The 21,327-nt window shown below is 48.7% G+C and carries 17 protein-coding genes, 1 tRNA gene and 1 pseudogene; 12 read left to right on the top strand and 7 right to left on the bottom strand.

What is annotated here, in order from left to right; all coding sequences use genetic code 11:
- The first annotated feature begins 8 nt into the window (after positions 1 to 8).
- Entirely contained in the window at positions 9 to 1,052 is a 1,044-nt protein-coding gene (locus tag PPOP_RS02720; RefSeq protein ID WP_006284498.1) for an ABC transporter substrate-binding protein, read from the top strand.
- A 936-nt stretch (positions 1,053 to 1,988) separates the two neighbouring features.
- On the opposite strand, the gene clpP is transcribed toward PPOP_RS02720, so the two are convergent.
- The 6 genes from clpP to PPOP_RS21605 all read right to left on the bottom strand — a co-directional run bounded on the left by clpP (position 1,989) and on the right by PPOP_RS21605 (position 5,242).
- A complete protein-coding gene (gene clpP, locus PPOP_RS02725; RefSeq protein WP_006284500.1) occupies positions 1,989 to 2,567 on the bottom strand; it encodes an ATP-dependent Clp endopeptidase proteolytic subunit ClpP in 579 nt (192 codons plus the stop codon).
- A gap of 459 nt (positions 2,568 to 3,026) precedes the next feature.
- Positions 3,027 to 3,101, bottom strand: a tRNA-Arg gene (locus tag PPOP_RS02730).
- 291 nt (positions 3,102 to 3,392) lie between these two features.
- On the bottom strand, positions 3,393 to 3,818 hold the full coding sequence (locus tag PPOP_RS02735) for a S41 family peptidase (RefSeq protein WP_006284502.1): 426 nt from the start codon (positions 3,816 to 3,818) through the stop codon (positions 3,393 to 3,395).
- An 82-nt stretch (positions 3,819 to 3,900) separates the two neighbouring features.
- Complete coding sequence (locus tag PPOP_RS22500) at positions 3,901 to 4,071, bottom strand: hypothetical protein (protein ID WP_006284503.1); 171 nt, start codon at positions 4,069 to 4,071, stop codon at positions 3,901 to 3,903.
- 591 nt (positions 4,072 to 4,662) lie between these two features.
- Positions 4,663 to 4,962 (bottom strand): hypothetical protein, encoded by a 300-nt coding sequence (locus tag PPOP_RS02745; protein WP_042227178.1) that lies wholly within the window; start codon positions 4,960 to 4,962, stop codon positions 4,663 to 4,665.
- 91 nt (positions 4,963 to 5,053) lie between these two features.
- The gene (locus tag PPOP_RS21605) at positions 5,054 to 5,242 is read right to left on the bottom strand and encodes a hypothetical protein (RefSeq protein ID WP_006284506.1); all 189 of its coding nucleotides are present in this window, start codon (positions 5,240 to 5,242) and stop codon (positions 5,054 to 5,056) included.
- A 114-nt stretch (positions 5,243 to 5,356) separates the two neighbouring features.
- Here PPOP_RS21605 and PPOP_RS19920 point away from each other — a divergent pair.
- The 7 genes and pseudogenes from PPOP_RS19920 to eno form a co-directional block, all read left to right on the top strand.
- Positions 5,357 to 5,653 (top strand): annotated as a pseudogene (locus tag PPOP_RS19920) (transposase); the annotation flags it as partial.
- Between the two features lie 400 nt (positions 5,654 to 6,053).
- A complete protein-coding gene (locus PPOP_RS02750) occupies positions 6,054 to 7,109 on the top strand; it encodes a sugar-binding transcriptional regulator (protein ID WP_006284508.1) in 1,056 nt (351 codons plus the stop codon).
- A 35-nt stretch (positions 7,110 to 7,144) separates the two neighbouring features.
- The gene (gene gap / locus PPOP_RS02755) at positions 7,145 to 8,149 is read left to right on the top strand and encodes a type I glyceraldehyde-3-phosphate dehydrogenase (protein WP_006284509.1); all 1,005 of its coding nucleotides are present in this window, start codon (positions 7,145 to 7,147) and stop codon (positions 8,147 to 8,149) included.
- A 253-nt stretch (positions 8,150 to 8,402) separates the two neighbouring features.
- Complete coding sequence (locus PPOP_RS02760; protein WP_006284510.1) at positions 8,403 to 9,584, top strand: phosphoglycerate kinase; 1,182 nt, start codon at positions 8,403 to 8,405, stop codon at positions 9,582 to 9,584.
- 60 nt (positions 9,585 to 9,644) lie between these two features.
- Positions 9,645 to 10,397: a triose-phosphate isomerase gene (tpiA, locus tag PPOP_RS02765; protein WP_006284511.1), complete on the top strand. Its 753-nt coding sequence runs from the start codon at positions 9,645 to 9,647 to the stop codon at positions 10,395 to 10,397.
- 1 nt (position 10,398) lies between these two features.
- Entirely contained in the window at positions 10,399 to 11,940 is a 1,542-nt protein-coding gene (gene gpmI, locus PPOP_RS02770; protein WP_006284512.1) for a 2,3-bisphosphoglycerate-independent phosphoglycerate mutase, read from the top strand.
- Positions 11,941 to 12,000: 60 nt separating this feature from the next.
- Complete coding sequence (gene eno / locus PPOP_RS02775; RefSeq protein ID WP_006284513.1) at positions 12,001 to 13,287, top strand: phosphopyruvate hydratase; 1,287 nt, start codon at positions 12,001 to 12,003, stop codon at positions 13,285 to 13,287.
- A gap of 351 nt (positions 13,288 to 13,638) precedes the next feature.
- On the opposite strand, the gene PPOP_RS02780 is transcribed toward eno, so the two are convergent.
- Positions 13,639 to 17,685 (bottom strand): coiled-coil domain-containing protein, encoded by a 4,047-nt coding sequence (locus PPOP_RS02780; RefSeq protein ID WP_006284514.1) that lies wholly within the window; start codon positions 17,683 to 17,685, stop codon positions 13,639 to 13,641.
- A 540-nt stretch (positions 17,686 to 18,225) separates the two neighbouring features.
- Here PPOP_RS02780 and PPOP_RS02785 point away from each other — a divergent pair.
- The 4 genes from PPOP_RS02785 (at position 18,226) to pdxK (ending at position 21,127) form a co-directional block, all read left to right on the top strand.
- On the top strand, positions 18,226 to 18,567 hold the full coding sequence (locus PPOP_RS02785) for a PadR family transcriptional regulator (RefSeq protein ID WP_422730610.1): 342 nt from the start codon (positions 18,226 to 18,228) through the stop codon (positions 18,565 to 18,567).
- Positions 18,568 to 18,617: 50 nt separating this feature from the next.
- Positions 18,618 to 19,301: a DUF1700 domain-containing protein gene (locus tag PPOP_RS02790; protein ID WP_006284517.1), complete on the top strand. Its 684-nt coding sequence runs from the start codon at positions 18,618 to 18,620 to the stop codon at positions 19,299 to 19,301.
- Positions 19,302 to 20,159: a DUF4097 family beta strand repeat-containing protein gene (locus PPOP_RS02795; protein ID WP_006284518.1), complete on the top strand. Its 858-nt coding sequence runs from the start codon at positions 19,302 to 19,304 to the stop codon at positions 20,157 to 20,159. It begins immediately after the preceding gene.
- 143 nt (positions 20,160 to 20,302) lie between these two features.
- Positions 20,303 to 21,127, top strand: a complete 825-nt coding sequence (gene pdxK, locus PPOP_RS02800; RefSeq protein ID WP_006284519.1) for a pyridoxine/pyridoxal/pyridoxamine kinase — start codon at positions 20,303 to 20,305, stop codon at positions 21,125 to 21,127.
- The last annotated feature ends 200 nt before the right edge of the window (positions 21,128 to 21,327 follow it).

Raw genomic sequence — 21,327 nt, forward strand, 5'->3', positions numbered from 1 at the left:
AGAAAGAATTGAAAAAAATGAAATGGTTCGCTGTCGTATTGGCGGGAATGCTGACCATCTCCGTGTTGGCCGGATGCTCTTCCAGCAAAGACACGTTGAATTTGTACACTTGGGCGGATAATTTCAATCCAGAGATGATTGAGAAATTCGAATCGGAGAATAACGTCAAGGTAAATATGGCGGTGTTCGCGAACAATGAGGAGCTTCTGGCCAAGATCAAGGCCGGCGGAGCGAACTATGATCTCATACAGCCATCGGATTATATGGTGGCCAGCATGATGAAGCAGGATTTGCTTGAGACGATCAACAAGGACAACATTCCGAACTTCCAATACGTAGTAAGCCGTTTCCAAAATCCAGAATATGACCCGGACAGCGAGCATTCCATCATTTATACATGGGGCGTAACCGGTATTGCCTATAATAAGAAGCAGATTGCCGAGGCCCCAACAAGTTGGGCTGATCTATGGAATGACGAGTACAAGGGCAAGGTTCTGCTGCTGGACGACAATCGCGAGATTATCGGGGTAGCGCTTAAAAAAGCGGGCAAGTCGAATAGCACGGATAACGAGGCCGACATCAATGCGGCAGCGGACGATCTGCGCAAGCTGGTGCCGAACGTAGTAGCGTTCGATACGGACAACATCAAGCAGAAGATGATCCAGGAAGAGGGCTGGATCGGGACGGTATGGTCCGGTGACGCGGCCTTCATCGCGGCGGAGAACCCGGATGTTGCATATGTCGTTCCGCAGGAAGGCAGCACGATTTTCGCGGACACCTACGCCATCCCTAAGGGAGCCAAGAACAAGGAACTGGCTGAGAAGTTCATCAACTTCATGCTTGATCCGGAGAACAGTGCGAACAACTATGAGTCCATCGGCTACAGCAACCCGGTTACGAAGGCGAAGGAATTCCACAGCGAGGAATATTTGAACAATCCGATGATCAATCTGACGGATGAAGAGCTCGGGCGCACGGAGTGGCTGCTTGATGTCGGCAAGTCGATTCAATTGTACGACCGCCTGTGGACTGAACTGAAGAGCGGCCGGTAATGCCTTAAGCCGGTATATCCAATCCAATCCAATCGAACATAGTTACACAATTTGAAGCCCATTTCTATAGCACTACCCGATTCGCGATCTTCTCGAGTTTGCCAATCTGAAGCGCGGAACCGATGAATCGGCGGAGGACGGAGCTGGAATGAATTCGGGAGACGCTGCAGTTGGCGCGCATTGTCGGGCCACGGTTCAATGCCTCCGGGGTTCCGTTTATTTTTGGCGCCGTGATCATTTTTAACTAAATTTAAGGATCGGTTCAGTTTTCTTTAATATATCCATTGTATTCTGATTTTGGACCTAATGACAGATGAGTTCTTGCAAAGGAGGGTTGCCCTGCATCGATTGAATCTTGGACAGCCGGATTTCATCCGTTGAATAAGGAAATCCGTTTCATCTTTCTCATGTGTTACAGTTTACCCCTAGAACATAATATAGGCCGCGCCGCTTGCGATGCGGCTCTTTTTTTTGAAAAAGGATCGGCTTCATGCCCGGTATGCTACAATGAGGTCGACACCTTCTGTACATGCTGATTTGGGCGCCAGCCGTAGGGAGCATGTCGTGGTAGGCATGAGACGTGTACGGGAAACCTTGGTCGCTGTGAACGATCAGTCCGGCTATCAAGTATTTCAACTCTTTTCGAACATGAACGTGGCCGATACGGAGTCGCCGGGGCCGAGCGAGGGGGGCGCTACTGCAGGTACGGACGTCGGCGATACACCCGCTGCACGTGTTATGTCTCTTCCCGTTGGCAAGCCCCCGTCTCCTCTTCTGCGGAATCGTCTTAGCTGCGACTTCTCTTCTGGCTCATCATTTTATCATGCGATAAAAGCGAGCGCCAATTCAACATGGCGACATAGAAAAAGCTGCCGTATGCGCAGGCGCGATACGAGCAGCTTGTTGATCTCAAGATGATATAGCACGATGACGGAATTACTTGTGAAGCACTTTATCGACGAGGCCGTATTCAAGCGCCTCTTCGGCCGACATGAAGTAATCGCGGTCGGTGTCTCTCTCGATCCGTTCGAGCGGCTGGCCCGTGCGCTCTGCCAAAATATGATTCAGCTTATCGCGCAACTTCAGAATACGGCGGGCGCGAATCTCGATATCGGACGCTTGCCCTTCGGCACCGCCCAGTGGCTGGTGAATCATTATCTCGCTGTTCGGCAGCGCGAACCGCTTGCCCTTCGATCCGGCATTCAGGAGGAAGGCACCCATCGACGCCGCCATGCCGACGCAGATCGTCGATACATCCGGCTTGATATGTTGCATCGTATCGTAAATGGCCATCCCTGCGGTAATGGAGCCGCCGGGGCTGTTGATATACAGGTGAATATCTTTGTCCGGATCATCGGCCTGCAGGAACAGCATTTGAGCGATGATCGAATTGGCTACCATATCGTTCACTTGGGAGCCGAGAAAAATAATGCGGTCCTTCAGCAATCTGGAATAAATGTCGTACGACCGTTCGCCTCGATTCGTCTGCTCGACAACTATAGGAACGTAACTCACGATAATCCCTCCTTAGCATCAATAACATTAAATATTAACCAATTCATGGCCCTTAAACACGATATGCATGTGCCGGGAATGACAAGAACCGTATCTTTATCATATCGGATTATTAGTCAAAAGTCAAAGATGGTCAAACTGTTTTGTGTTCGGCTTTTTTGAGCAACGATTCCGATGGAAGTGTGTATCATTTTTTTGCAGGGTGGACAGAAGGCTCAAAAAAGTGAACGTATCCGGACGATCGAGGTGTGAACGGTGTGCGACGTCGGGGGATGTCATCGAGATTATGTCTACCATGAAGGGATATTACCCACTCGGTAATCTTTCCTTTTTTCGAGAAGACGAAAAAACATCTATCCCCGGCCCCTATGCGGAAGGAGCGGTTCAAGATGTCCTGAATGTCTGTAGGCTATTCATAAATATGCTGCTTCGAATCAAAGGCATCATTGTAGATGCTAATGGCGCGCCCGCAAGGAATCGAACCTTGATCTCAGGCTCCGGAGGCCTACGTCATATCCATTGGACCACGGGCGCACAATCAGAAGACACAAAATTTATTATAGGGGATTGAACGCCGAAATGCAAGCACAAAAATGAATAAATTTTTCAGTTGTCTGTAAAAATGTCACTTGTGTATCAGAGGTGACAGCTTATGGGGCGCGATGTAGCACCAACGGGGATGGACCTCGCTATGTTTTTCAATGCACCGGTAAGTGATTTCGCAACGCAGCGGCCAGCATCTGCCGTGAGGGGCCACCTCCCCTGAGGGGGGAGGTGCGTATAAATGAGTTTACACAAAGTTATTGACAGACCCTCATCTTATTCTTACTCAATAGTAACACAACAAGTCTTTGAAGTCTTTGGACAATTAATTGTTGTAACTTGACCACCACCATTATTACGTGTATCAACTATGACTTTTTCTTTTACTAAATCTTTTAATTCTTTTGCTAAATCCCCATCCCCTAATTCTTTTGCGAGAGCCTTTAAGCTTTTATCTGCGGCAATAATATCTTTTTCGCAGCCTTTAAGCAGTTCTTTATATTCCTCAGTTTCTTCTCCAACGACAACTCCATTTTTTACAATAGTTATTTCTTTGGGATCATCGCCACAAGCACAAATAATTGAATCTTTATTGGTTTTCGTACTTTGGACGTGATCAGCTTTTATGTTACTAGCAAATGATGCTTGTGTTACCACCGCCATTAATCCAATAACCAGACTCGAAGTAAGTAATTTTGTAATTCTCACTTGACTTCTCCTCGCTTTCCTTAAGATTAAAGAGTAAGGAGATGACCTTAGAAATATAACTGTTTTCTAAGGTCATCATTTTTTACTTAATATGAATCTCACAAGTCTTTGGACAATAGACTTTTGTAACTTGACCACCGCCCTTGCCATTATTACGTGTATCCACTGTAACTTTGGTAGCAAATGCTGCTTGTGTTGGAGTCATAATTGAAACCGCAACTAAACTCAAAGTGATTAGCTTTTTAAATTTCATCTTCGCTCTTCCTTTCTTCAATAATTGTGAAACATTTCAGTGATTACATTATACCATATTTATCCATGAATTAAAATAGAAGGCTTGGATATTTTTTGATATCCCCTTGACACTATCCCCCAAAAAAACTATGCGGTTTCCGCCGGTTTTAGACCTTATCTTGTCGAAAAGGTGCCACAAAAGGGCAGGGATAGGATAGGCGAAGAATATAATCGGCCGTCTGCTGGGCAATACAATGAATAAGTTGTCTTTTCCTTGCCCATGATAGAGGCTGAATACTTGCAAGTTGCTCGATTATTCGATAGAATATTTGAATGCCTTGATTATGGCTTGTATATGGCGGTGATCTCCAGCCTCGACGTCGAGCTGTATAAGGCGGTGAAGAGTATGTCTACCACGAGGGGATATTACCACCTCGGTCGTCTTTCCTTTTTCAAGAATACGAAAGAACATCTATCCCCAGCCACCCTTTCGGAAGGTTCGGTTCAAGATGTCCTGAATATCTGTAGCCTTTTCATAAATATGTTGCTTCATATCAAAGGCATCATTATAGATGCTAATGGCGCGCCCGCAAGGAATGTTTTTTCTCAATCAATATATAATTAATTTCTTAAAATTAACGATAATTTTACGCGGTGTACAATTAGGTTTATCAGTTTCTGTGCTTTTACTAGCTTTATCAATGGTAGTAACTTTACCGTCTTTATCAGTGATAGTAACTTTACCGTCTTTATCAATAACGGTAACCCCGTCGCCTTTATCAATAACAATATCTTTGCAATCAATTGTAGCGACCGCGTCAACCTCACTCTTCGTAGCAAGAGCTGATTGTGACATAACCATCACTGAAGCAACTGCTAAGCTTACAGCAAGTATTTTTTTTATTTTCACTTTAATTTCCACCCCTATCCAATGGTTTGTAACAACTTAACCTTTAGTTCCTTAAAACCGACACTAAAAACCTAATAATCACAAAAATATTTTACGGCTCTATAAATTTACATTTACTATAACATGTATATTCGGTTCTATTATGACCACTCCCATTATTAGTTGTATCAATTGTAGTACCCTTTTCAGTAATCGTAACTTTAGTGGCAAAAGCTGATTGTGACATAACCATCATTAAAGCAACTGCTAAACTTACAGTAAGTAATTTTTTCGATTTCATTGTCTTTTCCTCCATTCAATTATTATGATAGGATATTTCATCCATGAGCATACTGTTGACCCATTTGCAAAGCGGAATGGTGATCACGTACGGAAAAATGGTTATTTCTAATCGCAATGCATCATTCACCAAATCCGCAATTCGACGCGCTATGCGTCCTATAAGGATCTCAAGAAAGCAACGGCAGACCTGAAGCCCATCTACAAGGCCGCGACAGAAGAAATGGCCCTTGTAGAGCTTGAGCGCTTTGAAGAGACGTGGACCCCCAAATACCCACTAATTATCCGTTCATGGCGTACCAACTGGAATGAACTCGCTACGTTATTCAAGTATCCACCAGAGATCCGCAAGCTCATCTGTACGACAAACATGATCGAAAGCTACCATCGCCAGCTACGTAATTTTTTTAAATCTCATTGATTTTCTCCTCCTTTTTTCAAAATTTATGAAACGTTGTAACACTTCGATTATACCATATATACCCATGAAATAAAATAGAAAGTTTGGATATTTTTTTAATATTCTCTTGACACTGCCCCCAAAAAAACTATGCGGTTTCCGCCGGATTTAGACCTTGTCTTGTTAAAATAAGGTAAAAAGGCGCTGCAAATGGGCAAGGAAAGGATAGGCGAAAAATATAATCGGCCGTCTGCTGGGCAATACAATGAATAAGTTGCGCTTTCCTTGCCCATTATAGAGACTGGATACTTGCAAGTTGTTCGATTGTTCGATAGAATAATGGTGGGACATAAATCGTTACAATGGGACTTTTTTGGTCCAATGATTGGTTACGGAGCAGGAGTGGAGAGAAATGCGTGATTGGTTACAATTGCAGAAGCGACTGCTACCCGAACTCATCGAATTGTTGAAGAAGCGTTACACCATTCTGCATCAGATCCTGTTGTCTGAATGTATTGGCAGGAGAACGCTCGCCACATCGTTGCAGATGACCGAGCGCGTACTGCGGGCGGAGACGGATCTGCTGAAGGCGCAAGGCCTGATCGAGATCGATAGCATGGGCATGCGCATCAGCGAGGAAGGCAGGCAGCTTGTCCGCCAATTGGAGCCCTTGATGGGTGAACTGCTCGGCATGCGCCATCTAGAGGAGAGCATCCGTCAAGCCTTCGGACTGAGTCAGGTCATCGTCGTGCCCGGCGATTCGGATGTATCGCCCGCCGTGAAGGATGAACTAGGCACGGCAGCATGCAGCGCTCTCAGCAGCGTCATGGGCAAGGAAGATGTGGTCGCGGTGACCGGCGGCTCCACATTGGCTGCGGTGGCAGATCAATTAACGAGCGCCACACCATGGAAGGGCAACTGGTTCGTACCGGCCCGAGGAGGGCTAGGAGAGAGCCTGGAGTATCAGGCGAATACGATTGCCTCGACAATGGCCAAGCGCGCAGGAGCTCAATACCGGTTGCTTCATGTACCCGATCAGTTGAGCGAAGAAGCGTACCAATCGTTGAAGCAAGAGCCCAATATTCAGGAGATTGTGCGGGTAATCCGGCAAGCGCGCATTGTCTTGCATGGCATCGGAGTCGCCCAAGTGATGGCTGAGCGCCGGAAGGTGGACGAAGCTACGCGGGAAGAATTGAAGCGCAAGGGAGCTGTTGCCGAAGCGCTGGGGTATTACTTCGACCGGGATGGTCGCGTCGTACATACGATGTTGTCTCTGGGCCTGCGCTTGGAGGACATTACGCGTACCGAGGTGGTGATCGCCGTCGCAGGCGGGAAGAGCAAGGGAGAAGCCATTGCCGCCGTGCTGCGCCACGGACATGAAGACATTCTGGTCATCGATGAAGCGGCGGCGGTTGAAGTATTGAAGCATAGTGGTCTCGATGTGCCTACGGGCCGTCTTGAGCAATAAAAATCTAATCTACTTAGGAAATGGGAGGAATCATCATGGTGAAAGTGGGTATTAACGGCTTTGGTCGAATTGGTCGTAATGTGTTCCGTGCATCTCTGGGCAATCCGGAAGTCGAAATTGTCGCAATCAACGATCTGACAGACGTCAAAACACTGGCTCATCTGTTGAAATATGATACGACTCACGGCAAACTGGACGCTACGGTAGAGGCCAAAGAAGGTGCGCTTATCGTTAACGGCAAAGAAGTGAAAGTCTTCGCTGAGCGCAACCCTGAAAACCTGCCATGGGGCGCTAATGGCGTCGAAATCGTCGTTGAATCGACAGGTATCTTTACAGCGAAAGAAAAAGCTGAAATGCACTTGAAAGGCGGCGCGAAGAAAGTTATCATCTCCGCACCGGCTACGAACGAAGATATCACGATCGTAATGGGCGTTAACGAAGATAAATACGATGCTGCTAACCACAACATCATTTCGAACGCTTCCTGCACAACGAACTGCTTGGCTCCATTCGCTAAAGTAGTGAACGACAAGTTCGGCATCGTGAAGGGCATGATGACGACCGTACACTCTTATACCAATGACCAAAATGTGCTTGACCTGCCGCACAAAGACCTGCGTCGTGCTCGCGCAGCTGCCGAAAGCATCATTCCTTCTACTACGGGCGCTGCAAAAGCAGTCAGCTTGGTATTGCCTGAACTGAAAGGCAAATTGAACGGTATGGCTATGCGCGTTCCTACGCCTAACGTATCCGTAACGGATCTGGTCGTTGAACTGTCCAAAAACGTAACGGTTGAAGAAGTTAATGCTGCCCTCAAAGAAGCGGCAAACGGCCCGCTGAAAGGCATCATGAACTATTCCGAAGAGCCGCTCGTATCCAGCGATTACAATGGCGATCCGGCTTCTTCCACAATCGATTCGCTGTCGACGATGGTTGTAGGCGACAATATGGTAAAAGTCGTATCCTGGTATGACAATGAGTGGGGATACTCCAACCGCGTTGTCGACCTGGTATCTTTTATCGCAAAAAAAGGCCTGTAATCGCATAGCATTGACAATCAAAGAGGAGTAACCGCAAGGGCTCCTCTTTGATCCATGCATACGTGTGCGTATGGCATATCGAGAAATAGATAGAGCCCGATTATACTTGAAAAAAGATGGAAACGACAGATGTGCAGAGCGTAGCTGCCGTTGCAGCTCCGTATACCGGACAGAGAACAGAAGCGTATGGAGCCGATGAACGCAAGTTTCTCGAAGAGAGGCCCGTTCATGTGAGTGATAGGAGGAACGCGAGATGAACAAGAAAAGCGTGCGTGACATCGATGTAAAAGGCAAGCGCGTATTTGTGCGGGTAGACTTCAACGTGCCGCTGGAAGACGGCAAGATTACCGATGATACCCGGATTCGCGAGACATTGCCTACGATTCAGTTTTTGGCGGAGCAAGGCGCCAAGATTATTTTGGCGAGCCACCTGGGACGTCCGAAAGGCGAGGTGGTCGAGTCGATGCGTCTGACGCCTGCGGCGAACCGTCTGAACGAGCTGCTCGGCAAGCCGGTGAAGAAGCTGGACGAATCGATCGGCGAGCAGGTGCAAGCGGAGATCAACCGCATGAACGACGGCGACATTGTTGTACTCGAGAATGTTCGCTTCCACAAAGGCGAAGAGAAGAACGACCCGGAACTGGCGAAGGCGTTCGCGGCTCTTGCGGACGTGTATGTGAACGACGCATTCGGTGCGGCGCACCGGGCGCATGCCTCGACCGAAGGCATCGCACATCATCTGCCAGCCGTATCCGGCCTGCTGATGGAGAAGGAATTGTCGGTATTGGGCAAAGCGTTGTCCAAGCCGGAACGTCCGTTCACTTCGATTATCGGCGGATCCAAAGTCAAAGACAAAATCGACGTCATCAACAAAATGCTGGAAATCTCGGATAACGTCATTATCGGCGGCGGTCTAGCTTATACATTCTTCAAGGCGCAAGGATATGAGATCGGCCGATCGCTGTGCGACAACGAGAAGCTGGATGTCGCACTCGGCTTCATCGAGAAGGCGAAGCAGCTCGGCAAGAAATTCTATCTGCCGGTCGATGTCGTCGTAGCCGATGAGTTCAGCGCCAATGCCAATACGAAGGTGGTTTCCATTGACGGGATTCCGGCGGATTGGGAAGGCATCGATATTGGGCCGAAGACGAACGAGATTTATGTGGATGTCATCAGAAACTCCAAGTTGATCGTATGGAACGGACCAATGGGCGTGTTCGAGATCGAACCGTTCTCTCACGGAACGCGCGCGGTCGCCCAAGCATGTGCAGAGACCGAAGGCTATACGGTCATCGGCGGAGGCGATTCCGCGGCAGCGGTAGAGAAATTCCAGCTGAAAGACAAGATGGATCATATCTCGACCGGCGGCGGCGCGTCCCTCGAATTCATGGAGGGCAAGCAATTGCCTGGCGTAGTGGCATTGAACGATAAGTAAAGAAGTGAAGCGGCAGCGGCATTCTCGTCGCTTCTGCTGTGCAGAAGGAGTTGAGCTTGCATGAGACAACCGATTATTGCAGGGAACTGGAAAATGTTCAAAACGGTTCCGGAAGCCGTCGCTTTCATTCAAGAAGTGAAAGGGAAGGCGGAAGTAGAAGGCGTAGAAAGCGTCATCTGCGCACCGTTCACGAACTTGCCGGCTTTGGCGGAGGCGGCGAAGGGCACATCCATTAAGATTGGCGCGCAGAACCTTCATTTTGAAGATTCCGGCGCATTCACCGGGGAGATCAGCGGTGCGATGCTGAAAGACCTCGGCGTAGAATATGTCATTATCGGCCACTCCGAGCGCCGCGCGTACTTCGTAGAGACAGACGAGATGGTGAACAAAAAAATGCATGCCGCATTCCGGCATGGCCTGACGCCTATCGTCTGCGTCGGCGAGTCGCTGGAAGAGCGCGAAGCCGGCAAGACGAATGACGTGTGCAAAGTACAGACGGAAGCGGCATTCCAAGGCCTGTCCCCCGAGCAGGCGAAGAGCATGGTCATCGCTTATGAGCCAATCTGGGCGATCGGCACGGGCAAATCTTCGACGGCTCAAGATGCGAATGATTCGATCAGCTACATCCGCAGCGTCGTCGCTGGCTTATATAATGAGGAAGTGGCGCAAACGGTCCGCATCCAGTACGGTGGAAGCGTGAAGCCAGAGAATGTTCGTGAATATATGGCAGCGAGCGATATTGACGGCGCATTGGTAGGCGGCGCCAGCTTGCAGCCGGGTTCGTACATTCAACTGGTGGAAGGGGCGAAGTAAGATGTCTGCACCTAGACCTGTAGCTCTGATTATTATGGACGGCTTCGGATTGCGCGACGTGACGGAAGGCAATGCCGTCGCGCAGGCGAAGAAGCCGAATTACGATCGTTATATGAATACGTACCCGCATACGACCCTTACTGCCTGCGGTGAAGCGGTCGGTCTGCCAGGAGGCCAGATGGGCAACTCCGAGGTCGGCCATCTGAACATCGGGGCGGGTCGTATCGTCTATCAAGATCTGACCCGGATTACGAAATCGATCCGCGAAGGAGAATTCTTCGAGAACGACACGCTGCTCGGGGCCGTCAGCCATGCGAAAGCGAATGGCACGGCGCTTCATCTGTACGGCCTGCTGTCGGACGGCGGTGTACACAGCCATATCGATCATACGCTCGCCATGCTGGAATTGGCCGCGAAGTCCGGCCTAACGAAGGTCTATATTCATGCCTTCCTCGATGGCCGCGATGTCGCACCGGACAGTGCGATTGGTTATATCGAGCGCCTGCAGGCGAAAGTCGACGAGCTTGGCGTCGGCCGCATCGCAACGGTGCAAGGCCGATACTATGCGATGGATCGCGACAAGCGCTGGGAGCGGACGGAGAAGTCATACCGCGCGATGGTATACGGCGACGGGCCGAGATACCGCGATCCGCTGCAGGCGGTGAAGGAATCGTATGAGCAGTCCGTATTTGACGAATTCGTCTTGCCGTCGGTGATCGTCGACGAGAACAATGAACCGGTCGGCCTCGTGCGCGATAATGACGCGGTCATATTCTCGAACTTCCGCCCGGACCGGGCGATTCAATTGTCCCAGGTGTTCACGAACGAAGATTTCCGCGGCTTCGACCGGGGAGCTCATTTCCCGAAAAGCCTGTACTTCGTCTGCTTGACGCTGTTTGCTGAGACCGTCGGAGGATTCGTGGCGTACAAGCCCAAGGAGCTTGATAACACGCTTGGCGAAGTGCTTGTCCAGCATGACAAGAAGCAGCTTCGCATCGCCGAGACGGAGAAGTACCCGCACGTGACATTCTTCTTCAGCGGCGGCCGCGACGTCGAGCTTCCAGGCGAGAAGCGCGTTCTGATCGCTTCGCCTAAGGTCGCGACATACGACTTGAAGCCGGAAATGAGCGCGTATGAGGTTGCGGAAGCGGCTGTGCGCGAGATTGAATCGGATGTGCACGACACGATTATTCTGAACTTCGCCAACCCGGATATGGTGGGGCACAGCGGCAAGCTTGAGCCGACGATCAAGGCGGTCGAGGCGACGGATGAATGCATGGGCCGCGTCGTCGAAGCGGTACTGGCCAAGGGCGGTGTCTGCCTCATCACGGCAGATCACGGCAATGCCGATATGGTGTTCGACGAGGAAGGTCGTCCGTTCACGGCGCATACGACGAATCCGGTGCCGTTCATCGTTACCGACAAGAACGTCGAATTGCGCGAAGGCGGCATTCTGGCCGATATTGCGCCGACAATTCTCGATCTGATGCAGCTTCCGAAGCCGGAAGAAATGACCGGGACTTCGTTAATTGACAAGAAATAATCAATACAGCTATTGTGAAAGCTAAGAATATGAGAATGAATGATAAAGGAGATGTATCCCATGACGATGATAATGGACGTATACGCACGCGAAGTGCTTGATTCCCGTGGCAACCCAACAATAGAAGTCGAAGTAAAGCTAGAGTCCGGCGGCTTCGGCCATGCGATCGTGCCATCCGGCGCATCGACAGGCGCCCATGAAGCGGTTGAGCTTCGCGACGGCGACAAAGGCCGTTACCTCGGCAAAGGCGTAGAAAATGCCGTGAAAAACGTAAACGAAATTATCGCTCCTGAAATTATCGGCATGGACGCGCTCGATCAAGTCTTGATCGACCGCACTATGATCGAACTGGACGGCACGCCGAACAAAGGCAAGCTAGGTGCTAACGCGATCCTGGCTGTATCGATGGCGGTAGCCCGCGCGGCGGCACACGCGCTTGACATGCCTCTCTACACTTACCTGGGCGGATTCAATGCGAAGCAGTTGCCTGTGCCGATGATGAACATCGTGAACGGAGGCGCGCATGCAGACAACAACGTTGATGTGCAAGAGTTCATGGTTCTGCCGGTAGGCGCTCCGAACTTCAAAGAAGCCCTTCGCATGGGTGCAGAAATTTTCCATAACCTGAAATCGGTATTGAAATCCAAAGGCCTGAACACCGCTGTAGGCGACGAAGGCGGCTTCGCTCCGAACCTGAGCTCCAACGAAGAAGCGATCACGACCATCATCGAAGCCATCGAAAAAGCAGGCTACAAGCCGGGCCAAGACGTATTCCTCGGCATGGACGTCGCTTCCACCGAGTTCTACAAAGACGGAAAATATACGCTGGAAGGCGAAGGAAAATCGTTCACTTCCGCTGAGTTTGTAGATTTGCTCGCGTCCTGGGTAGACAAGTATCCAATCCTTACCATAGAAGATGGCTGCGCCGAAGACGATTGGGACGGCTGGAAACTGCTCACTGACAAGCTGGGCGGCAAAGCGCAGCTCGTTGGTGACGACCTGTTCGTAACGAACACCGAGCGTCTGGCTACGGGTATCGAGAAAGGCATCGGCAACTCCATCTTGATCAAAGTGAACCAGATCGGTACGCTGACCGAAACGTTCGACGCGATCGAAATGGCGAAGCGCGCAGGCTACACGGCGGTTATCTCTCACCGATCCGGCGAGTCCGAAGACAGCACGATTGCCGACATCGCCGTGGCAACGAATGCAGGACAAATCAAGACGGGGGCACCTTCTCGTACGGACCGCGTAGCGAAGTACAATCAGTTGCTCCGCATTGAAGATAACCTGGGCACAACAGCCCGCTACGATGGCCTGAAGTCATTCTACAACCTGAAAAAATAAGACGAGCCAATTCAAACGGCAGGTCTAATTGAACCGGACTCCAATAGGGGTCCGGTTTTTTTTTGTGCGGGCGTGCAAGGGCCGGGCAACCGACAACAGCCGAACAGAGCGATTCTTCCGCTCGCTCAGTATGAATGCATTTATTTGAATGAATTCGAAAACCCCCGTGCGCTACGCCAAGGATCGTTCGCTATATCCATTTTTACATCGGGGAACGAATTGTGTCTTAATTATGGAGATCGTTACACGCGACGTGATGTGATGGCTCAGCCGATCGCGAACGCCCATGCAGCACGGCTCTGGGGTCGTGTTGCACGGGACAGCGGTGGAACGTATTGGATCTGAACAGGGCTATTCTTTCATCTCGTGGTAATAATACGACGCTTCACGGGCAACTTCCATAACAACGGGATCCATTTCTTTTCTGACTTTCTCGTGTAAAGAAAGTCCAAACGTCGCTATATCATTTTGCAGTAGTTCCGTTATCGATTTTTTAACCAATTCAACAGCTTGTTTCACTATATATTCTTCGGAACTTCCAATTTGATAGGGACTATAGTCATAAATCGCATGGTTTAGCACGATAGTGTCAACCAGTTCTTTCGTTATGTTCGGTAACACGGTATTTACCATAATATCTTCTAATTTTGTGTGTAACTTTTTTAGCTGCTGCTGTGGGACTACCTGTGCTTTAATCAACTTTTGCAATGATTTTGCCTGTAAATCGAAAGGGAACAAGTCTAGCATTTCTATTGTTGAACCTAAGCGTTCAGGATGTGCCTGAATTCCCTCTATGGTAGATTTTACAACTTGTTTCGCATTTTCCGCACTCAAAGATACGGGTCGCCAATGAGTAACTTCTTCCCATTCAACGTCAACATTGCCTATTCTCCCTCCGATAACTTCATCTCCGATGCGAAAAACGACAGGTGCATTTATCCGTTGTCCTTTCCACTCCATTGGTATATCGAGACACTGTTCTTGAAACACGGCTTGCAATTGTTGTTTCTTAGATTGTACGTGTTCCGGAGATACGGGAACATGGATAAATACAATGGGATAACGTAATACGGTATCAATATGTTCTACCATTCCTTCTATCGAACCTTCTGGTAAAGAAAACGATAATTTTTGTCCAACCACGACCGCAGTTTCCTGCGGTGATTCATTGACATCCACGGGGTTATTCTGTTGTATTTCGTCTGTATATACATATTGAATCGGTTTATACGTGCCTTGATCTTCACCATCCATACGTACAAAAATATTCAATGGCAATTCTCTAAATTCTTCGATTGTTGTAGATAAGGGCACACCAATTTGAACAAAAGAATTGGGTTGATCTCCAAGAGACAACACCTTGCCGATTACCGTTTTCGTTACAATCCCCATCTCTTGCAACTCATCCCACTGAAGTGTAAACTTCTGGCCTACACGACGAATAACAGGAGCAAATCGATTTGGATGAACAGAGATATGCATTGTCTCCACAGGTAACACGGCACCTGCTTCATTTCTATATTTAAAAAAATGATTTTCCGTAAGTGAATTTGTTCGGAGTAAGTTAGCATTTTCTAAACCATATATTATAGGCAGTCTACTTGCATCTGCCTCGGTTAAACCCGATATTAAAATTTCACAATAATTTTCACTAAAGGATAGTTCACCAAGAACCGTGTTCCCCTCTTTAAACGGGACATGAATTAATTTACGTCTTTCTCTCGCATTCAAAATAAGCGGACTACCTTCAGTTGGAAATTGTGATATTTCTTCTTCTGTCGGAAACCACGGACTTAATTGGGTTGGTTTTTTAGATAAACTGTTGTTATCGTTTGCACTAATGTTATTGACATCTAATTGTTCACTTATTGACCGTACACCTTCACCGTTAGGCTTGAACTGCGAAGGTGTACGTGTGTTATCACTCGTCCCCGGTTGCGGCGGTTGTTCTCTCCCTTCCATCACTGCGATTTCTTCTTCTGTTGGCGGGGCTGGAATATTGTCATCTAACTCTGACGGTTCACTTGTCGTGCTTGTCCCCGGTTGGGGATCCATTTCACAGCATTCTACTGCTGAGCGTTTTGCTCGACCTCCAATACCGCACGGTCTGCAAACTTGTATCTCCGTTTCTTCAACCGCACTTTCTTCTTCGATCTCCTCGCTGATTTGTTTCACCGCTGTCTCTTCTGCCCCAACCGCGCTGTCCTTTATCATTTCAAGCTGGGTGGCCGTTCTTGATATAATGCCTGCTCCTTTACTCATTCCCTTGAAAACTAAGGTCGTTGCATCTTGTGGACTGATTGGCACAAAACTTCCAATCGGCTCAATGGCTAGCACAGTAAACTGAACGTATTTCAGTTTATCTAATATCTGTGCTTGCCACCCCGGACTGTCAAATAAGTTATGCTCGATCATTTCAACCATAGGTAAAAATAGGTGTTGTAAAGCTTGCCGTTGCCCGGTTATGTTCTCTTTGGCTTGCTTGACCTGGAGCACGTTCTCCGCTGCTGCCTCTAGATTACTCCAATATGTGGCACGCCCTTCCTCTGTCCAAGCTGCTCGCTCCAACGTGGTAAGCAGTTGCGCTTGAGCTACCAAATCCGAAATCGTTATTTCCGAATCGATATGCTCTATCAATTTCGCCAACAACACCATCGTTCGCAGCACTTGTTGCTTGTCCACTTGCTGTCGGATATGCGCATTCGTTTCCGCTTCCCCGGGGCCGAACAAGCTGGCCTGCAAGCTATTCTCCACGGCTTGCACCGCTTGTTTATTGCCTTCGTATATCGATTTGACGAGTTGACTAGGATGCTGGAGCGATTCGGCTAACGTGTTTCCAAGCTTGGTGAAAAGTTTAGCAAAGGTAGGTTCATTGGCTATTTTTCTGGCATGCTCCCCTTCTACCCCATCCATCATCATTTTCAACTGTTGTCCCAAACCATTAACCATACTTGCATAGTGGGAAGCTTGCTCCACGGTGGTATATAGCCGTTGTTTTGCTTGGTTATTTTCTGTTTTCTGCGTGGATGGCATCGTTGTTCCTTGTTCCGGCTGAATGGCCTGCCACAGGCTGTGATAAGGGAGCCTTTGTCGGTTTTTAAGGACTTGAATCAGTTGTTTCGTCTTCGCTTCGGCACGCCGCTCTGCAGCTTCACGTTCCTCTCCCTCTTCTGACCAGCTTGCCCACAAATCTGTTAGTAAAACTTTCCCATCCAGCCTTTGTTGTTCTACACGATCACGAGCACTATGCTCGATCTGGTTATAGGCCTCTTGTTCCCGTTCGTCTGCTCTTTTGAATTGCTGCTGAATTTCTGCCACGATGTCGGCATTTTGCTGCCTCATCATCGCTAGTAATTGATTTTCAAGTACGGCTAACTCCTCTATGTCTAACTCCTCTAATCGAGATTGTTGGAAGAACTGCAACAGGGGTTCAACATGTTTTTGGTTGATCGACGCTAGTTGGGTAACTATTGTATTCATTTGGGTATGTAAATCATGTTGTTTCGCTTGGAATGGCTGCAGGAAATCAGTACTTCCATCTTCTTTTATTTCAGGTGGCAAGTGACCCAATAGAACTTCTAACCTAGAGGAGATTTGTTCCATATTTTTATAATTGGTTATCGCATGTAGGGTAGATACCATTGTTTTTACATGGTCATTTGCTGGTGTACTTATTTCAGACGAAATCATCGCCATGCTTGATTCCAAGTCTTGTATCATCGTGTGTAAGGCATTTGTGATGCGTTGTATTTTCTGTTGATAGAATGCTAGAAGTTGTTGCTTCGCTTGACCATCTGCTTGTGCAGCTTTGTTTTCAACTTGCAGCAGCTCTTGTTGATTGTTGTGCAGGGTTTTCCGCTGAGCTTGATGTTGAGCTTGCTGCTGCTCTAACGAAGTAATTTGCTGATTATAGTGGGCGGTAATATCGGCTATGCTGTTCTTGATGGCCTGCACTTGTTTTTGGCCTTCACGGATGGCTTGTATTTGCTGTTTTACCCGCCTATCCGCTCCTCGGCCTCTAGGTTTCTTCCCGTGCAGGATTTGCCCTAATAGATTCATATCATTAATTTTTCCTACATTATACCCAGTACTATTTTCCCTTATTTCTTTCATCACTTGTTCATAAAGTACTTTCACCTGTTGTATTTCTGTAGCTAGCCTCTTCTCTTCTTCTATTAATTTTTTTTGTTGTTCTTCTAGTTTCATTTGTTTTTCTTGCTGTACTGCTTGTAATTGTTTTTCCCCTATGGTTAATAGGGAACTGAGCTCTGCAGCAGGTGTTTGTCCTTTTGCATACAAAAGAGAAGGAGAACAGATTTCTACAGCTAATAAATTGCAACTTATTAATACAATAAGACTGGTATTACTAATTTTTTTTAAATACATCTTCCTCTTCATAAATTTACCTCCTCCAAATTATTCTTACAATGTTAATATTAATGATAATGATCAGTTTTACAACCCCCGAATTAATTCTTTCTTGTCGAAAAATACCTTTTACTAATATTTACTGAGAGTTATACCATTTTCCCTGAGCCGTAATGTTCAGGCAAGTCTTGCCATGGCGCTCCGCTTCTAGCGACCCATGGGTTCGAATTCAACGGCAACAAGATTGTCGAAGAAAAGCTGGATTGGGCTAAGCTTTTCTCTTGATCCGAGCAAGGGGAAGCGCTTGAGCTGCCGAGGCTCGGGTAGAATGGAATACCAAGGATCGAAAAGAGTATAACTACGGCAAAGTTCAGGCATAAGCTGGATCTGGGACTAGTTTTACCAGTAAACTCTTGCGGGTGGCCAATAATGCAGATATAATGTATATTAACTACTAATCAATAAATAATACTGATTGTTGTTTACAACATCGGTATGCGGTATAAAGGCAGGTGAACGATAGTGAAGGAAATCATTCAGTTCAAAAAAGGCGTGCTCGGCTTGTGCGTAATGGTGCTGATCAATCAGCGCGATCGGTATGGCTTCGAGCTGGCGCAGCACATATCGAAGCATGTGGAGGTGGCGGAAGGGGCGTTGTACCCTGTACTTCGCCGCATGGTGGCGGATGGGCATTGCACGACCTACCTACAGGAGTCGACGGAAGGACCGCCGCGCAAATATTACAAGCTGACCCCTGCGGGCAAGGCATACATGATGGAGCTGGTCAGCGAATGGGAGAAATTCGTAGGCGGCGTGCAAAGGCTGTTGGAGACGGCTGCTGATGGAGATCAGGAGCCGGATAACGAGGACAACGGGGAGATCGTTCGTACAGAAGCGGAAGGGAACGTCTAAATTCATTCGGTGTAAGAAAATAATACATTTGATTGCAGAGGTGAGAAGGATTGCATAAAGAGTATTTTTTATTGAAGCTGAAGTATGGACTGATGTCGCTCCCGGCCGAAGAGAGAGACGAGATTTTGGAAGAGTACAGCGCGCATTTCGCATTTGGCGAGCAGCAAGGGCGGACGGAAGAGGAGATTGCACGGGAGCTTGGCGATCCGGAAGAGTTGGCGGTCGAGCTGCTAGGGACTCGGGATGGGGGAGCAACCGAAAGGAACGAAGGTGGAATGGACCAGCCATCGGGTACCTTCCGGCCTGATATGCATCGGGGGCCGGACATGCAGGGCGCAGGCTATGGCCCCCACGGGATGCCGCACGGAACGCCGCCTATGCCGCCGCCGATGTATGATATGCCTCACAGGGATGGGTACGGCCCTCCATCGAGAAGCGCGATCAGCATTATCGGCGCTATCTTCTCTTGTTTTTTCGCCGTTCCGCTTCTTATTGGCGGATGGGGATTATGCGTTGGCCTGGCTGGCGTCACGTTCGCTCTGTTGATCGCTCCGCTGTTGTATCCGTTTAAGCTGGCCTTCGGGGGAGCCTTCTACGGAGCGGAAATGTCCATCATGTTCATCATGTTGGGTATCGGGATTTTCATGATTCAAGGCCTAGGTATGTTGTTCCGCGCCTATGGCCGTCTAAATTGCAATTATTTCCGATGGGTTGCAGGAAAGGAGAGAAGATAGATGAATAAAACTATTTTGAACATGGTCGGAATAGGCTGCATTGCCGCCGGAGTATTAGGTCTATTTACATTCGGGACCGAGACGCTGACCACTTCTCAGCACCCGCATTATCAATATACGATCGATGCCGGAACCGAATTGAAGCGGATCGAGCTGGAAGGAGACCTCGGCGATATTCAGGTCAATTGGGTGTTCGACGGGGGGAACACGATCGAGATCAACGGTCAGGCTCCGGATCAGGTGATATCCAACCTGGGCGGGACGGAGGTGAACAATGGTACGCTTGTGCTCGACTATCGAAGCAAGGAACCGGAGCGATGGATTCGGCTTTTCGGCGTCAACTCGCAGAAGCAGAACCATGACATCACGATTCATGCGACGGAGACACAGGCGCTGGAGCGCCTGAAAGCCAATATAGCTATGGGGACATTTAAGATGACCGGCGGCCGGGTAGATGAACTGGAGGTGAACAGCAATCTCGGGGAAGTGATTGTGAAGGAACTACAGGGGAATCGAGTGACGCTGTCCTCGGATGCCGGCTCAGTGCTGGCGGAGGATGTGGATGCGATGGTAGACGTGAGCTCCTCTCTGGGCAAAGTCAAGCTGCTGCATACGACTCAATCCGTCATGGCCAAGACCGATGCCGGAAAAATTATCATCGATCAGAAGGAACCGCACCCGATAACGGCCAGCAGTAATCTCGGCGCCATTCAAATCTCGGTTTCGCCTCAGTTTAACGGTGTATATGATCTGCGTACGAATCTGGGAGATATTGAAGCCCCGGATTCGAAAATGAAAAGCGACATGATGATTCGGGCCCGAACGGATCTTGGGAAGATTACCATTGTCGAAAAATAGCTTGTGATCTCGAGAGATGTGATTATAATCGGTTATAAGCGAATGTTCAAGATATCCGCGGTCGGCTGCGGTTAAATGTCGATTTTTTGAACAACCTTTATATTGAATTCATTTTGCTTTGCGGCATGAAAAGGGGCAATACGATGAAACCGATTCAGAAAGTACTTACATTGGCAGGCTCTGATTCTAGCGGGGGCGCAGGCATTCAAGCCGATTTGAAGACGTTCCAGGAGCGCGGCGTATACGGAATGACCGCGATTACGACCATTGTCGCGATGGACCCGAACGATTCTTGGGCGCACCGCGTCTTCCCGATCGAGCTATCTACGATAGAAGAACAGTTGAAGACGATTCTAAGCGTAGGCATTCAAGGTATGAAGACGGGAATGCTGGGCTCGATTGATATCATTGAATTGGCTGCGCGGACGATGGAGAAGCATAATGTTCCGAACCTGGTCGTAGATCCGGTCATGGTTTGCAAAGGAGCGGATGAAGCTCTTCATCCGGAAACGAATGACGCGCTGCGCGACATTCTCGTGCCGAAGGCGACCATCGTTACGCCGAATCTGTTCGAAGCCTCGCAATTGGCGGGCATGGCTCCGATCCGTACGCTGGACGAGATGAAGCAGGCGGCGGCTCTGATCTATGAAAAGGGTGCCAAGTACGTGCTCGTGAAGGGCGGCGCCAAGATTGGCCTGGCGACCTCGGTCGATGTGCTCTATGATGGCTCGGAGTTCGAGCTGCTTGAGGCGAAAGTTATTGATACTACCTTCACGCATGGCGCCGGCTGCACGTATTCGGCCGCGATTGCCGCCGAGATGGCAAAGGGGCATTCGATCCGCGACAGCGTCCATACGGCGAAGCGGTTCATTACGGAGGCGATCCGCCATTCGTTCCGCCTAAACCAGTATGTCGGTCCGGTTCGGCATAATGCGCTGCGTCAGATTGAGCACGGGGAGCAGGAGTAAGGAAGCCGGTTAAGGTTCTGTCAATCATCTGTGAAAATGTCACCCTAACTGTGCTATGAAAATGTCACTTGTTCGAATGGAGGCCACCTTCACCAGGGGGCCTCTGTAGCTGTTGTGCTGCGAGTACATCGCATCTTGGAAGGTACTGCGTTTTGTGTTACGCTTAGAAGCGTTGAGCGTAGCTTTCCACGGATGTTCAT

The organism is Paenibacillus popilliae ATCC 14706 (assembly GCF_000315235.1).
GTDB lineage: Bacteria > Bacillota > Bacilli > Paenibacillales > Paenibacillaceae > Paenibacillus_B > Paenibacillus_B popilliae.

Bases quoted from the DNA above. Each gene is read 5' to 3' on its own strand.
- PPOP_RS22500 (WP_006284503.1), bottom strand. From the start codon at position 4,071: ATGAAATTTAAAAAGCTAATCACTTTGAGTTTAGTTGCGGTTTCAATT.
- PPOP_RS21605 (WP_006284506.1), bottom strand. From the start codon at position 5,242: ATGAAATCGAAAAAATTACTTACTGTAAGTTTAGCAGTTGCTTTAATG.
- PPOP_RS02750 (WP_006284508.1), top strand. From the start codon at position 6,054: ATGCGTGATTGGTTACAATTGCAGAAGCGACTGCTACCCGAACTCATC.
- gap (WP_006284509.1), top strand. From the start codon at position 7,145: ATGGTGAAAGTGGGTATTAACGGCTTTGGTCGAATTGGTCGTAATGTG.
- PPOP_RS02760 (WP_006284510.1), top strand. From the start codon at position 8,403: ATGAACAAGAAAAGCGTGCGTGACATCGATGTAAAAGGCAAGCGCGTA.
- tpiA (WP_006284511.1), top strand. From the start codon at position 9,645: ATGAGACAACCGATTATTGCAGGGAACTGGAAAATGTTCAAAACGGTT.
- gpmI (WP_006284512.1), top strand. From the start codon at position 10,399: ATGTCTGCACCTAGACCTGTAGCTCTGATTATTATGGACGGCTTCGGA.
- eno (WP_006284513.1), top strand. From the start codon at position 12,001: ATGACGATGATAATGGACGTATACGCACGCGAAGTGCTTGATTCCCGT.
- PPOP_RS02780 (WP_006284514.1), bottom strand. From the start codon at position 17,685: ATGAAGAGGAAGATGTATTTAAAAAAAATTAGTAATACCAGTCTTATT.
- PPOP_RS02785 (WP_422730610.1), top strand. From the start codon at position 18,226: ATGGTGCTGATCAATCAGCGCGATCGGTATGGCTTCGAGCTGGCGCAG.
- PPOP_RS02795 (WP_006284518.1), top strand. From the start codon at position 19,302: ATGAATAAAACTATTTTGAACATGGTCGGAATAGGCTGCATTGCCGCC.
- pdxK (WP_006284519.1), top strand. From the start codon at position 20,303: ATGAAACCGATTCAGAAAGTACTTACATTGGCAGGCTCTGATTCTAGC.